Annotated in this window: 13 protein-coding genes and 1 riboswitch; of the genes, 1 reads left to right on the top strand and 12 read right to left on the bottom strand. The window is 47.3% G+C overall.

Annotation, left to right across the window (positions count from 1 at the left end):
• Positions 1-57: 57 nt before the first annotated feature.
• The 9 genes from GGC63_RS22365 to GGC63_RS22325 all read right to left on the bottom strand — a co-directional run bounded on the left by GGC63_RS22365 (position 58) and on the right by GGC63_RS22325 (position 12203).
• On the bottom strand, positions 58-1416 hold the full coding sequence (locus GGC63_RS22365) for a sodium-dependent transporter (RefSeq protein ID WP_192704206.1): 1359 nt from the start codon (positions 1414-1416) through the stop codon (positions 58-60).
• A 211-nt stretch (positions 1417-1627) separates the two neighbouring features.
• Positions 1628-2800 carry a MalY/PatB family protein gene (locus GGC63_RS22360; RefSeq protein WP_192704205.1) on the bottom strand — a complete coding sequence of 391 codons (1173 nt, stop codon included), beginning with the start codon at positions 2798-2800 and terminating at the stop codon, positions 1628-1630.
• A gap of 118 nt (positions 2801-2918) precedes the next feature.
• Positions 2919-5405, bottom strand: a complete 2487-nt coding sequence (locus tag GGC63_RS22355) for a trypsin-like peptidase domain-containing protein (RefSeq protein ID WP_192704204.1) — start codon at positions 5403-5405, stop codon at positions 2919-2921.
• Positions 5406-5594: 189 nt separating this feature from the next.
• Positions 5595-6398, bottom strand: a complete 804-nt coding sequence (locus GGC63_RS22350; protein WP_144027786.1) for a hypothetical protein — start codon at positions 6396-6398, stop codon at positions 5595-5597.
• A gap of 198 nt (positions 6399-6596) precedes the next feature.
• Positions 6597-8360 carry a methyl-accepting chemotaxis protein gene (locus GGC63_RS22345; protein WP_192704203.1) on the bottom strand — a complete coding sequence of 588 codons (1764 nt, stop codon included), beginning with the start codon at positions 8358-8360 and terminating at the stop codon, positions 6597-6599.
• Between the two features lie 307 nt (positions 8361-8667).
• Positions 8668-8844, bottom strand: a complete 177-nt coding sequence (locus tag GGC63_RS22340) for a hypothetical protein (protein ID WP_179135926.1) — start codon at positions 8842-8844, stop codon at positions 8668-8670.
• A gap of 106 nt (positions 8845-8950) precedes the next feature.
• Positions 8951-9472 carry a hypothetical protein gene (locus GGC63_RS22335; RefSeq protein WP_192704202.1) on the bottom strand — a complete coding sequence of 174 codons (522 nt, stop codon included), beginning with the start codon at positions 9470-9472 and terminating at the stop codon, positions 8951-8953.
• A 129-nt stretch (positions 9473-9601) separates the two neighbouring features.
• Positions 9602-11059 (bottom strand): catalase KatA, encoded by a 1458-nt coding sequence (katA, locus tag GGC63_RS22330; RefSeq protein WP_192704201.1) that lies wholly within the window; start codon positions 11057-11059, stop codon positions 9602-9604.
• A 193-nt stretch (positions 11060-11252) separates the two neighbouring features.
• A complete protein-coding gene (locus tag GGC63_RS22325) occupies positions 11253-12203 on the bottom strand; it encodes a D-2-hydroxyacid dehydrogenase (protein WP_192704200.1) in 951 nt (316 codons plus the stop codon).
• A gap of 341 nt (positions 12204-12544) precedes the next feature.
• On the opposite strand from GGC63_RS22325, the gene GGC63_RS22320 reads away from it, so the two are divergent.
• Positions 12545-12781, top strand: a complete 237-nt coding sequence (locus tag GGC63_RS22320) for a hypothetical protein (protein WP_192704199.1) — start codon at positions 12545-12547, stop codon at positions 12779-12781.
• Between the two features lie 255 nt (positions 12782-13036).
• Here GGC63_RS22320 and GGC63_RS22315 read toward each other — a convergent pair whose 3' ends face one another.
• From GGC63_RS22315 to GGC63_RS22305, 3 genes are all read right to left on the bottom strand, one after another.
• Positions 13037-13402, bottom strand: coding sequence for a rhodanese-like domain-containing protein (locus tag GGC63_RS22315; RefSeq protein ID WP_179135925.1), 366 nt, complete (start codon positions 13400-13402; stop codon positions 13037-13039).
• A gap of 291 nt (positions 13403-13693) precedes the next feature.
• Complete coding sequence (locus GGC63_RS22310; protein ID WP_192704197.1) at positions 13694-13861, bottom strand: hypothetical protein; 168 nt, start codon at positions 13859-13861, stop codon at positions 13694-13696.
• Between the two features lie 103 nt (positions 13862-13964).
• Positions 13965-14115, bottom strand: a riboswitch (cyclic di-AMP (ydaO/yuaA leader).
• 158 nt (positions 14116-14273) lie between these two features.
• Positions 14274-14864, bottom strand: coding sequence for a GNAT family N-acetyltransferase (locus GGC63_RS22305; RefSeq protein WP_192704196.1), 591 nt, complete (start codon positions 14862-14864; stop codon positions 14274-14276).
• Positions 14865-14874: the final 10 nt, after the last annotated feature.

Here is a 14874-nt window from a genome sequence, read left to right as displayed (position 1 = left end):
CCATTGGTTTCCATTCAGTAAAAAGTATGCCCACCATTTGGTGTTTCACTGCATGAATTAAAAGGAAATGATACCGATGGAATACAAGAAAATCAGCAGGATCAGGATCGGATTCACAATTCGCATAAGGAACATCCACACTTTGTACCAGAACCCTGTCAGCCCTGCTTCCTCTCCGGCCCGTTTCCAGGCGTAGCCGGTAAACAGTGTAATGATAAGGCCTCCAAGCGGCATCAAGATATAGGATGTCGTGAAGTCGACCATGTCAAATATCGTCTTCTCTCCGAACTTAAACGGGTTCAACACGCCTGATACCGACAGCGCACAAGGAACCCCCACCAAAAAGCAAAGAATCGACGTATACAAGGTAGCTTTCTTTCGGTCAAGCTTCCATTTATGCATAACATAAGCAACGGGAACTTCCAAAATCGATACGGCCGAGGTTAACGCGGCTATAGCTAGCAGCAAAAAGAATAATCCTCCGAAGAGAAGGCCGAACGGCATCTGGGAAAATGCAACCGGCAGTGCCATGAATGCCAGCCCTACCCCTTCTCCCGGCTGAAGGCCATAGGAGAATACCGTAGGAAAGATGACCAGTCCGCCGATAAAGGCATATATCAAATCTCCGAGTCCGATAGCCAGTGTAGCTGCACCCAAGGATTGCTTCTTATCTACGTAAGACCCATAAGTCAGCATGCAGCCAAAACCAATGGACAATGAAAAGAAAGCATGTCCGAGCGCAACCAGCGCAGCTTCCGAGTCCAGCTTGGAGAAATCCGGCTTCAGGAAAAAACTCAGCCCTGCCTCGGCGCCGGGAAGCGTTACTGAACGGAACATCAGGATGATCAAGATGATTAAAAAGCCGGGAATCAAAACTTTATTGAACTTTTCGATTCCGCCGGAAATGCCTCGGGCCACAATCCAGCCCGTCAGCAGCATAACAATTCCCTGCCATACAATCGGCATGGAGCCGCCTGCAAAGCTGACAAATTTGTCCTTATAATCGATTCCGGGCATATACAGCATCCCGGTGAAGGATTCAACGGCGTAGTGTATGGTCCAGCCTGCCACAACCGCATAGTACGACATCGTCAGGAAGGCGCACACTATAGGGAGCAAGCCCAGTGCACCCCAGTATTTTTTACCGCTCAAATTGAAAAGAGAGCTCGATGCATTGCTTCTTCCGCCGCGTCCAATGGTCATTTCTGCAAGAAGAATCGGAAGGCCGACAATCAGCAAGCAAATAATAAACAGGAGAAAAAATGCCGCACCGCCGTGCTTACCGGTAATGTATGGAAACTTCCACATATTACCAAGTCCGACAGAGCTTCCTATCGCTGCAACAATAAAGCCTGAAGTGCTAAACCGATCTTTGGTTCCTTTCATTTGAGATTTCTGTGATGAATGATCGCTCATGATGTAATCTCCTGTTCTTGTCTTTCATGTATGATGGTCTAAGAATGCTTGTAAGGTTTTCCTTATTATGCGCAGGTTATGCTTCCTGAATCCCCCCTAAGCCCTGATCAGCCCGATCCGCACGTTGAAAAGACGGTTCAATATGAACCGTCTCAAGCAACCCTATGAAACGAAGCCCTGCTTGTCTCATTCTAAGAAGTCGATACCGGCACTAATGGGCGTTAGCCGCATCACAAAATTGTTTCAGCGCTTGCTCCAGAATGGACCTAGGGCATGCCAGATTCATTCTAAGCCAGCCTTCACCCTCGGTACCGAATACCGAGCCTTCGTTGAATGCGACCTTCGCCTTATGATACATGAGGTCCTTTAATCCTTTAATATCCAATCCCAGCTCCCTGCAATCCATCCATAGCAAATAAGTGCCTTCCGGACGCAGCGGCTTCACTTGAGGAAGATGCTCGGCCAAATAAGCTATCGCATAATCGAGATTCCCTTTGACGTACGCCATCATTTCTTCAAGCCATTCGGCTCCCTCCCGATATGCAGCTTCAACCGCATCCTGGGCAAAATGCTGAGCCATATGCAGGCTGAGCGTTTTAAGTCTATGCTCGATTTTCCGGCGCAGATTCGCATTCGACGCAACGATGTAGGAAGTATGCAGACCCGGCAGGTTGAATGTTTTGGTTGCCGCGAGGCAGCTCACGGTAATATTGGCCAGCTCCGGCGATAAGGAAGCGAATGGAATATACGTATAGCCGGGAAAGGTCAAGTCGCAATGGATCTCATCCGAGATGACGGTAACTCCGTATCGTAAGCACAGCTCACCCAGCTTAAGCAGCTCTTCCCGATCCCATACGCGCCCGCCTGGGTTGTGAGGACTACAGAACAGCAGCAGCTTGGCACCGTCTTTGAACAACGACTCCAGATGGTCGTAATCCATTTCGAAATGTCCATTCCGCAGAAGAAGCGGATTTTTGGCTACTTTGCGCCCGTTACTTTCAATAACATCGTAGAATGGATAATAGACCGGCGTTTGAATAACAACAGGGGCCCCGGGCTCACTGAACAGCTCTACGGCCAAGCTCAATGAGGTTACGATACTTGGCGAATCGGTGATCCAGCCTGGTTGAATCTCCCATTGGTGACGTTCACGAAACCATTGAACAATACTGTCAAAATAGCTGTCCGTGCGAACAGCATAGCCGTACAAGCCCAGCTCCGCCCGCTTCTTCAGAGCTTCCTTAACGGCAGGAGGGCTTGGAAAATCCATGTCGGCTACCCATAACGGAAGCACATCGGGTTCCCCGAACAGCTTCTCGCTTTGATCCCATTTATAGGAACGGGTGTTGCGACGGTTAATAAATTGATCAAATGAATAACTCAAGACGAACCACCTCAAATGTATATTGTATGACCGGGATAGTAGATTGAATTGTACCTAATGTAGTACTTTTATGAGGTATTTGTCAATGAATCGCTTGAAATTCGGCATGAAAATGCCGTTATTTCACTGAAAATTGGATGGAATTCAAGACTTCATTTAACCGCTGCCATTGCTTGTCCGTCTTCACCGCATCATTAATTCTCAGGCGAATGGTGTATACGATACCGTTTTTCTCAAAGACGTACTCGTTCAGCGTATACGGGATGTTTTTGCTTTTATATTGAACGGCAAACTTCTTTACATCCGTGCCGAACAAGGATTCATCGGTTTCCGTATATTTATAATTCGCGTCATTTTCCGAATTTTTCTTATACTCCTGCTCAACCCGGTTCAACACTTCATCCAGACCCGAACGATCGTCGGCGGATAGGGTCATGCTGCCGCCCGTGAACGGGAAGAACTTGCTCGGATTATCGGAGCTTCCGTCCAGCTCGCCTTCAAACCAGAGCTCAGGCAGCTGTAAGGAGTAGCCATACTTATTGTTCGTGTAGGTAACTGTCCTGTCCGGATCGATCAAGTCGTCCTCATCCTGAATGATTCCTAACGACCGGTTTAAGCCTTCTTTGGAGAATTGAATCGAGCCGGTCCAATCGGAGATCTGCTTCTCCAGCGTCTCATTGTTGGATGCCTTCGGGTAAGACATGGTGAGCTCATATTTATACTTGTCCTTGATAATATAATATACGTATGTTTGCTTCCATTTATCGCCCATGGTCCAGCTGTATGTATTCTGAATGGCAGGAACGCCGCCAACGGTCGTCTCTTTCGGCCCTTGAGTCTCCCGGTATTCCTCCACGTAAATGTTCTTGAACTCCTTTTCCTGCCGTGCCGCCCAGTCCGCCAGCGTATCCCCTGACGCAGCAGAGCTGATTCGCACATAGATCCTCTGCTCTCCGTCCTTGCTGCTGTAGTCCATTTCCGAGCCGTAATCGGATTTATTCCATTCCTGCGGCAAATCAAAGCTCAGCCCGTATTCGGTCGTCACGGTATGTTTGTCTTGATATACCGAAATATCCTTTAACGATCCGTTCTTCGCATCGTAATCGAGCGAGAAGGAATCGAGCACATCGATAATGCTGTTACGCTGCGCCGCGCTGCTTTTGTTATCACTCGTATTTACTATTAACGTCACCATATAAATTTTATCGTCCTTTAAAAACGCGCGCGACTGGTAATACATGACATTGGCATTTTCACCGACCAGTTTAGCATAGGGCCGGGTACCGGAGCCGTCATTCACATATCGTTTCTCCAATATGGTATCGATTTCGGCCTGTCCATCCAGCTTTTTAAGTAATGCCAGAGGAGACAGGTCTTTGCTTTGTTTCTCTTGAACACGAATCATCACAGCATACTGCCCTTTTGCATCCGAGAACATCACCTTGTCCCCTGTGGACGACTGGTTCGTCTGAACCAGACCTGACGGGTATTTCATCGACCAGCCGAAATGGCTGTCCCCTATCATCGTTTTGCCTTGATCCGCATCAATATAGGAGCCGTCCGAATCAAGCGCAGAATTGGAGCTTCCGGACTTGTCTTCTCCAAGGACAAAATCAATTGTCTTCGTGTCGGAGCCCGATTTCAGCTTCAGCTGTACTTTATCCTCCGGCAAATATTTCTTCAGTGCTTCGTTATACTCCACCATATTATGTATTTGAACGGAATTGATGGCGAGCAGTGTGTCCCCTTGCTTGATCCCCGCCTTCGCCGCTGTCGAATCCGGTTCCACATAGGTAACCTCGAGTCCGCTGCTGGTTGGGAGGCCCACTACCGCTTCCCAGCTTTCTGCCAGCTCCAAATGTAACGTTGGACGCTTCACTTTGCCATACTTAAAAAATTGATCCAAAACATATTGCACGGTGTCAACCGGGATCGCAAAGCCAAGACTATCCACTCCATACTCGACATATTTCATGGTATTGATCCCAATTACCTCGCCCTTCATATTGACGAGAGCGCCGCCGCTATTCCCCGGGTTAATGGCCGCATCCGTTTGAATCAATCGGTACTTGGATTGTACCGAACGTTCCATTCCGCTTATGATCCCTGACGTGACTGAATTCCTTAATGCAAAGGATAACGGGGTACCGATCGCCATAACCGACTCGCCGACATGGATATCCGAGGCAGAAGCAAATGTAGCCGGGGTAAGTCCCGTTGCTTCAATTTTTACAAGCGCCAGATCACTTTCTTCATCGTAGTGAGTCGTTTTTCCAGAGTAGGATTTACCGTCTGAGGTCACAATGGTCAGGTTGCGCATGTTTTTTACGACGTGAGCATTGGTTAAAATATACCCGTCGTTCCGAACGATGACACCTGTCCCATGAGCAAGCTGGTATCTATCCGATTGGGATATTTTTTTGTCATCGCTCGGTCTGCCGATGATAGCCACAACGGAGGATGTGGTTTTCTCTACCAGGGTGGGGATAGAGGTCCCGTTAGGCAGTGAATCCGCGTATACCGGTGTTGTCATAACGGCAGCTGCAACCATGACAGCCATGGAGCCTTTCATAACTCCCTTGCTCAATGTTTTCAATTTCTTCATGCTGTTTCTCCTATCAACAGTTTGCATATCCCCTAAATCTTACCTACTCTATTGCCAGAGTGCAAGAAAAAAATAGTAGATTCTAGCAGCAATGACTTAACCTTCCGCATAAGAAAAACGATCCTATCACCAGCATAGAATGCTGAATAGGATCGTGAGTACGTTGACGCTATAGATTCCGCTATTGAATTAACTGCTAGAGCTGCTGGAGCTGCTGCCAATACCGCCTTTGGAAGCCGATGATCCACTCGATATGCCGCTGCTCGATGACTTGCTGCTCGAAGTTCCTGTACTGCCCGAAGAAACAGAGGAGCTTTTGGATGTCGTTGAGCTTGACGATCCCGAGGAGCTTGTAGATCCTGAGCTTGACGTACTTCCGGTACTCTTTGGAGCGGCTGTAGAGCTTTTATTTGTGTTATTCGTTGCGGCAGACGACCCTGACGTAGTAAATGAACCCGTACGATTGGAAGTCGAAGGTGTCGGTGCCGGAGTAGCCGTTGGAGTGCTGGTAACGGCAGGCGGGACGTTTCTGACATCCGTTGCGGTATTCGGCCGGGTATTGGTGACAGGCTGTTGTCCCGATTTGCTCAAGCTGCCTGCAGCCGCACCGATGACTGCTCCCGCTATCGCGCCTGCAAGTAGTCCGGAAGAAATCGAGGACTCCCGCCCATAATATGTTCTTCCGTCATGAGTGTACGCGTAATCCTTGTTATACGTATCGCCTGAATCATCACATTTATTGTCGTTATTATCATCCTGACAATAGTCCTGGGCCGTTCCGCCGTAAGGAGGAGCGTCAGGATCTGCCGTTTGCTGGCTCGGGGCCGGGGACTGGGTAGCGGCTACCTGCCCGTTCGATGCCACCGGTGCCTGTGGAGGCTCTTGACCGCAGCCGGCCAGAGCTGTCGCCATAAATAAAGATACTACCAATGCGGACTTGGTAAGTGGTGCACCCTTCGCTTTGTTGTCGTTGGTTTGTTGTTTTTGTAACAATGTAATTCACCTCATTTTGACGTCTGACGATACCGTCGAACACCTTTTTCGTAACCATTGTAACGATTTTTACACTTTCAAAAAAAGAAAATTACTATTATTTTACTATAAATCTACAAAATAGTCTCGTGTTAGAAGAAAATTGACATTTTGTCGGCCGATTACGTTGTCGTCTTATGGAGCCATGATGATGGGTTTCTACACTTTGATTTGTTTTATAGCTTCTCTCATATCCTGGGTCATTTTATTCAAAGCAACGGCGGAATCCGCCATTTGCCGGACCACATTCAGCTGACTGTCCGTCAGCTCGCGAATATGACGCGTCTGGTCGGACGATACCTTGGCAATATCCGCTATGCCCATTACCGAGGCGGCTACTTCCTCAGACCCCGCGGATATTTGTTCCGCAGCGGCGGAGATATCCTGAATCTGATCCGCTACAAAACGGAATTGGTCCACGATCGCGGTCAGATACTCTTCGGCATGCTCCGAAAGAACGGTTCCCGTCTGCACTTCCTGCGCCCCTGTGCTCATCGCTTCATGGATGCGCTCTGACTCATTCTGCACATTATGGAGCAGGACGCCGATGTTCAATGCAGAGCCTGCCGCATGCTCCGCAAGCTTCCTGATCTCACCCGCAACTACGGCGAATCCGGCACCATGCTCACCGGCCCTTGCAGCCTCGATGGATGCGTTAAGTGCCAGAAGTTTCGTCTGATTCGCAATGTCGGCAATCCCGCTTAGCGCGCTCTCAATCTCCTGGAAATAGCCTTGAAGCGCCTCCACTCTTTGTGCGGCTTCTCCTGCGGCGGCGGAAATCGTATAAATTTGAAGATTCATTTGATGTATCGCCTTTTTGCCGGATTCTGCATGGTTGAGCACCTTGTGGGATGCGTCCGCTGCGGTTAGTGACGCCTCGGAGATTCGCTGAATCGCCGTCGTTATTTCTTCCATAGAGCGGCTGCTTTCATCCGTGCTCAGGCTTTGGGCTTGTGCCCCTTCCGCTACTTGGCTGACTGCACGGTTAGCCCTCGTATGGATCTCGAGAACCTGCTTCGCGTCGGAAGTGAATCGGTCAGAGGATAAAACCAGCTGTTCGGATGTCTGGACAACGCGGGATACCATCCGGCCAATGATCGTGTTCAAGCTGACGGACATTTGAACCATGGCCTGATAGACCGCACCAATCTCATCCGAAGACCTGACCGGATGATCCGTTAACAAGCGGTTGGCATCGGCGAGCTCTCCGGATGCGATATGCCTGGACGCCGCTACAATCCACTGAAGCGGCCTTAATGAACGCACAAGCACCCATGTAATCAATAAAAGAATCAGGATCAGTATCCCCGCCATCAGGCTGTAGAAGGGAATACTTTGACGAATCAAATCGCGGCTTATAGAATCCGTAACCGAAGCTTCCGTATCAATGCCAAGGACCCCGATCATCGTGCCGTCCGCTCTTTTAATAGGAGCATAGGAAGAGATATACTTTCCATACTGCGGGTTGTCTATAATAGACGAGCTGGCTGTTTCCCCTGCTAATAGTGCTTTTACCGCCTCTTCCGGAATATCCGTCACCTCATTGATAGGGGATGCCGATTCCGAGCCTCTAGGTTGACCGTCAATCACGATAAGCGGTCTCTGGCTTTCGTCAACCCTAACAATGTATACGTACAATGCGCCAATTTGTTCCCGAAATTCATTTAGCTCCAGTCGAATAGACCAATAACTGTCGTTTTCCTGCGGATTTTTCAAGAACGGTTCAATCCGGGAGACATCCAGCTTCTTGGCGTAGCTGTCCGCCATTCGGATTCCGTAGCTTGTAATAACTCCTTGTGCTGCTGTCTTAACGTTGCTGATCTGCAAATAAACATACCCGGCGGATAACAGGATCATCGCGGCCATAACTACGGCGGCAATCCTCAATGCCAGGCGATTTTGAAGCCAATTCGAACCCCTCATTTTATCTAGCCCCTTTGGTAAATGACTCTTTACGGCACATTGCGCCGACATGCCTCTTTTCTTTTCGACAAATTTTTCCTCTTCCCTTCCCGGAATGAGCATTTTTTCCTATAAAAATTAATTAAGCCCCACAACTGGGGCTATGGCTTCAAAGCAGATTCAGGTATTTCGTAGGAAGACACGAAATGTATGAATCCAGATATATCAAAAAAGTGCTTCCGCTAAAGTCGCAGAAGCACCCCTATTGTCTTAGTTAATTGGAACCATATTGGGACGTTGCAAGTCATATAGACGAAGCTGGAATAGACTATTGCTTCAGCTTCTTGACGATGAAATCGGCAATACCGGTCAGCATAATCGTGATGGACAATGCTCCAAGCGCATAAGGAACGACTAGCGGAACGACCCTGTAGTCACTAATTTTAACCCAATGCAGAAATAATGGGTACAATAAGAGCAGCGCAAAGAACACGATCATCTTCATTCATCCAGATCCCTTCATGCAGTTTCAAGATTAGTTTACATGACTCCCCCGCTCTTTTCAAACCTTAAACTGCACTTGGGAATGAAGCATAACCGAACATACGGATTCAATCACCCGGCTTACTCTCGTCTCCACGAATTTGATATTCGATTGCACACAAGGTGCCGATTGGAATCATTTCGCTTAAGTAGCTTCCGACAAGCTCCTGTTCCCGGGAATCGATAGGTCGTTCCGTGTAAAATTCAAAATGCAGCGTTCCTGTTTCCGCGTCATAATCGACATAATCCAATTGTCCAAAAGGGATCATTTCATTCATGGTGTCCATGATTTCGTCTTGATCCAGTCCCCGGCTGAGCACCTTCTTCTGCAATTCATCCGGCAGCTCCGGAAGCTGCGGCACCTCGTCATCCTGCACCAAATGGTACGGTTTAATCTTGAAGCAGACGTAAGGATTCAAATATTCGGAGGCGTATTGCTTCAGGTTACGGATATCGTGATCCGGGAGCTGCAGATCTTCATTCCACGCATAAACCGTCACTTTATGCCTCCCCTCCGAGTGAATGCGGACATATCGAAGATGCGGAAACCGCATTTTTATCATTTGCTCCGATAGGATGCGAGCTCTCATCATATCACCTCTTTGATTATGATTCTCCGCCTTTGTGATAACGCTTACATTAACTTGCGATGTAAGCTATCCATTGATAAAAAGAAAGGCAGCGTTCCTCCACAAGGGAAAGGGCTGCTGCCGCTTTCATTAATTGGCTTCCGGTACTCTTAAGCCGAGTCCTTCCGCTATACGTTGTCCGTACTCCGGATCCGCTTTGAAGAAATGGCCGATTTGTCTTAGCTTAATCTCGTCGCTTTCCACCGGCTTCATAGCCGCGACAATGGTTTGCACAAGCCGTGAACGCTCCTCTCCGTTCAGCAGCCGATACAAGTCTCCAGCCTGGGTATAGTGGTCATCGTGATCATAAGGCACGCTATCCGCTTCACCATGAATCTCAAAAGCGGCCGGTTTATCCGATTTGGACTCCGAGGGTCCTCCGAAGCTGTTCGGTTCATAATAGACGGAGCCGCCGCCGTTGCCATCAAACCGCATTTGACCATCGCGCTGATAATTATTCACTTCATTACGCGGACGATTGATCGGCAAGGACTGATGATTGGCCCCTACGCGATACCTGTGGGCGTCATGATAGGCGAATAAGCGCCCTTGCAGCATTTTATCCGGCGATACCTCGATCCCGGGCACCAATGTTCCTGGAGAGAACGTAGCCTGTTCGACCTCCGCGAAGTAATTTTCCGGGTTCCGATTTAGAACCATCCGCCCAACCTCGATTAAAGGGTAATCCTTCTGCGACCATACTTTGGTGACATCAAACGGATCGAACCGGTACGTCTTCGCATCCTCAAGCGGCATGATCTGAACATAGAGCTTCCAGGAAGGAAAATCTCCCTTTTCAATCGCATTGAACAGATCCTCCGTATGGTAGTCCGGGTTTTCAGCTGCAAGCTGAGCCGCAAGCTCCGCCGATAAGTTCTGTATGCCTTGTTCTGTTTTAAAATGATATTTTACCCATACTCCTTCTCCCTGAGCATTGACCCATTTGAACGTATGGCTTCCGAACCCGTGCATATGCCTATAGGTAGCCGGGATTCCGCGGTCCGACATCAGAATGGTCACCTGGTGCAGTGACTCCGGAGATAACGACCAGAAATCCCATATCGCATTCGGATTCTTCAGATGAGTTTGTGGGTGACGCTTTTGCGTATGGATGAAATCCGGGAATTTGATGGCATCGCGGATAAAAAAGACAGGGGTATTATTACCTACCAGGTCATAATTTCCTTCATCCGTATAAAACTTGACGGCAAATCCCCTTGGGTCCCGTACCGTATCTGCCGAGCCACTCTCCCCTGCAACGGTCGAGAAACGTACGAATAGCGGTGTTTTCTTCCCAACCTCAGATAAAAAATCCGCTTTCGTATATCTCGTCAAATCGTTCGTAACTTCAAAATAGCCGTGCGCCCCAGCTCCTTTGGCATGAACGACCCTCTCCGGAACCCGCTCACGGTTAAAATGCGCCAGCTTTTCCAGGAGATGAACGTCCTGTATGAGGGTCGGTCCCCGTGATCCGGCCGTAATTGAATTCTGGTTGTCGCCTACCGGAGCGCCCCAGCTCGTTGTAAGCTTGTTCTTGCCCTGGCTCATCCTTATATCACCTCATTAATAGTTTTGAAGTAGTACCCATTAAAGCGATCGCTCAGGATGTTCTCGTGAGAGTTGTCTACTTATATGATCTATATGTATTCATCAGGTGTACAGTTCATTCGCACTCCGCAGCATACGAAAAATCCCCTGTCCACTGTTCAAGTGAGCACGGGGATATTATCTTTTTGTTTATTTAGTAGCCTCTTTCCCGATTAACGATGCCTAGCAGCCTCTCGCCTTGTTCATACAACCTGATGTTGTTCAGGAAAAATCTCCCTACATCGGCCGCATGGCTTTGTCCCGACAAATGAGGAGTGACAAATACGTTAGGCAGCGACCAGAATGGATGCTCTGGATCAAGCGGTTCTTGTTCAAACACATCCAGAATAGCCGCTTGAAGCCTTCCTTCCCTCATCACTTCTACCAAATCGGCTTCTGCTATGAGCTGTCCGCGGCCAACATTCACCAGCGCCGCTTCAGGCTTCATCAAAGACAGGATATCTTTGTTAACCGCATATTGCGTTGCAGGAGTTAATGGCAAGGTGAGCACCAAATAATCCAGATCTTTGACAAACAACGACCATTCCTCTGCCGTATAATGTTCGTCTACCAGCTCCGCATTCGCTCCGTTGAAGCTCAAACCATGTACCTTCATATCAAACGCCCGAGCTTTTCTCACCACTTCTGAACCGATCGAACCCAACCCTGCTACGCCGATAATTTTATTGTTTAATGTATCCACTTTGAAGGGATCCCAATGTGAGCGCTTCTGAGCCTCAAGCATATTCGGGAGTCCTTTGGTTATGTACAGCAAAAAGGCAAATACGTATTCAGAGATCAATCCGCCGAATTGATCTTTAATTCGGGTAATCGTTATCGATTCCGGAACGCCCGGGTCTGACACCAAGTCATTAATTCCTGCACCTGTGGACTGAATCCACCGGACGCTGGAAGCCTCGGGCCTAGTTAATAAAGCGGTTGGAAATTTCCAGCCTAATATGACCTCCGTACCCTGTAAATGGCTTAAAGCCTCTTCTATGGAGGAAGCAGTCTGTATCGATGTATACCCATGCTCACGCAGGAAATTGGCGTAGGTATCAGCCTCATGATGGTATACTAAAATATTTGGATGATGCTTGCTCATACCTTGTTCCTCCCCATATTCGTGTCTTTTATGGCCTCTCTTAGTAAGCCTTGTCCAACTGAAGTCTAACACACCCCTGCGGTTTGCGAAACCATCACTCCCATGCGGGGGTCAAAAATATTTGCATTTCACAAAGGTATAATTCTCATCCATACTCATACTTTTTCTTAGAAGTATGATCTTTGAATGTTTTGTGAATGCTTCAAAATCGGTAAAAAGGGTAATAAATCCCAGATGGAACACTTGCTCTACTCTTACAGTACTTAGAACCAGTATAAGGAGTGATTAGGATGAAAAAACTCAAAACGAAATAATCCATCATTACCATTGGTGCATCGCTTATGCTTCCCGCCGCCGTTGGCGCTGCAGCTCCAACAGATACACAGAAGCCTTCCACGACCGATCCAGGAACCATCGTTATCTCACAAACCGTGCAAACGAAGGTCAATGGTACTTATGTACCCGGCATTTATGTCACCAATAAAGATTCTCTCGTTGCTTTTATTCCTGGCGGAGTAGGCTTGGTAGTCGTAGACAAAGGAACAGCTCTTCCAAAAGGCGCATATTACGTTAATTAAGCATGAATTACCTGCACTGGGTGACTCAAAAAGTGAGAAGTGACTTCGAAACGGATGCATAACTTTGCGTGGAACCTCCAATGTATTGCCTTATATGTCAAAAAAACATTAGCTGATGGGCTAATGTTTTTTTTGATTGTTCTTTTCATTTCCTTGCTCTTCCCCACACACTCCGTGTTTAGATGAACAAACAATCGTTGTTTTCTCTTTTGCTTCCCAATTGAATCCCTTTTTTTAAGCATAGGATTGAATTCGTTATGTGCAGACGCAGGGATTGCCTACATGTAACGCAGCCAAATGGGAATACCCCGATTTTTTCAAAATTCTTGCTGCTTTCTTGCTGTGGTATTTGGAATCGGAGATGACGATGATACTAGCCTCTTTACGTAACTCCTTCTTCTTAACAAAGGGCAACCGGCCTAATGAAATATGAACGGCTCCATCCAAATGTCCTTCATAATAATCTACCGAGTCCCGTACATCGAGTAGAATGACCGGCTTATCGGAGCTTTTCGTAAAATTGCCTAAGTCTCTAGCATCCAAATATTGTAATCCCCTCACTGGTTTAATGCGTTGATACATCAAGATAAAGAATACAAAAAGAGCAAGCATAAAAATCATGGGCATCCTCCCCCGTTAAATCACTGAAATGGATAGCTTCTCTATAAAAGGTTGCACCTCAGCATCAGACTGCACAACATACCCTATAGGGTATATAAATAAACAAAAAAAGATGCGGTCAATTTCAACCACAATATATCGTGCATACCCGGTATGGGTATACTCATACTATACTTTTTTTTCAGCCTTGCGTCAACTCAGCTTTGACAAAAAAACGACCGTATTCGGATGATTCCGAAAATACGATCGCTGTCGGGTTTTAATTAATAAACTCACATTCATTCGTTACCATCAATCCGGCACTACATAATAATGCTTTCCGTATATATTAATAACCTCTTCATTAATTATTTTCTTCCCGCTGCGATGAGCAAGGTATTGGATGAATTCGATGGCAGCCCTCTGATCTCGTTCGTTCAACCCATCTAACAAGTGAAACAATTTTTCTTTGCTGTCCATAATAATCCTCCTCTCAATTGTACAGTGCTGAGATGGAAAGACTTTTTTGCTTTTGGGAGCACGAAAAGCACAAGGCTAGACCTTGTGCTTTAATAAGCAAATCTATCCTTCCCACAGTCGCTTACGAGGTTAGCTGTCGGATTCGGGCGGTGAGAATACGCCCTACAATAGGCAGCTTGCCGCTGCATATCGATTCACCCCAAATTACTTGGTTCCCCCGTTTTTCTAAAAAGAAAACTCAGCGCTTTAAATATAGAAATTATACCATATATTATACCTTTTATTGATGAATAATGTAAAGCCTAATTTGACTATTGGTTAATAAGATCCTCCCTCTAAATGGATTACAATCCGCATCTTTATTCTATTACCCATAAATTAGTTTATGTAATCTGAATTGACTTCCTTGTGATCATTCTGAACTCCCAAATTCAAATCCGCGAACCTTCGCAAAAACCATCGTATCCATCAAAGAATCATCTGTCCTTCGCTCATCGCAACGAAGCGTACCTTCCAGTGTAAAGCCTGTCCTGACCGCAACTTGAATGCTTCGTGCATTAATTGAATCGCATCGGATCTCTATACGATTAGCTTGCAGCTGGGTTATAGCAAATTCTGTAATCCCGTTTACGGCTTCCGTAATATACCCTTGTCCGAGGCAGGATGTTCTTATCCAATAACCGATTTCAAATTTTCTTGCTTCCCAATCTACCCCATGAAGACCACTACATCCGACCAGCTTCCCCGTATTCTTATGCAGCAGGTACAGCCTGAGATCGGACCGCTCCAAATAACGAAGCCTTGCCTGGCGTACACCGGTCTCGGATTGCTCCAGCGATGGAGCTTCCTGGGCCCAGGGCAGCCAAGGACGGAGCTGTTCAATACTTTCATGAATAGCTTCATACACCATCGATCCATCCCCCGCCTGGGGAGCGCGAATCATAAGGCGCTCTGTTTCCAGGCTTTCGGGGATATCGAGGAGCAGTGGGTTAACCGTGCTCATTGGCCATCTC

Origin of the sequence: Paenibacillus sp. OAS669 (assembly GCF_014873645.1) — a bacterium.
GTDB lineage: Bacteria > Bacillota > Bacilli > Paenibacillales > NBRC-103111 > Paenibacillus_S > Paenibacillus_S vulneris.
Note: the sequence above shows the minus strand (reverse complement) of the source record. Positions and strands in the feature narration are given on the sequence as shown.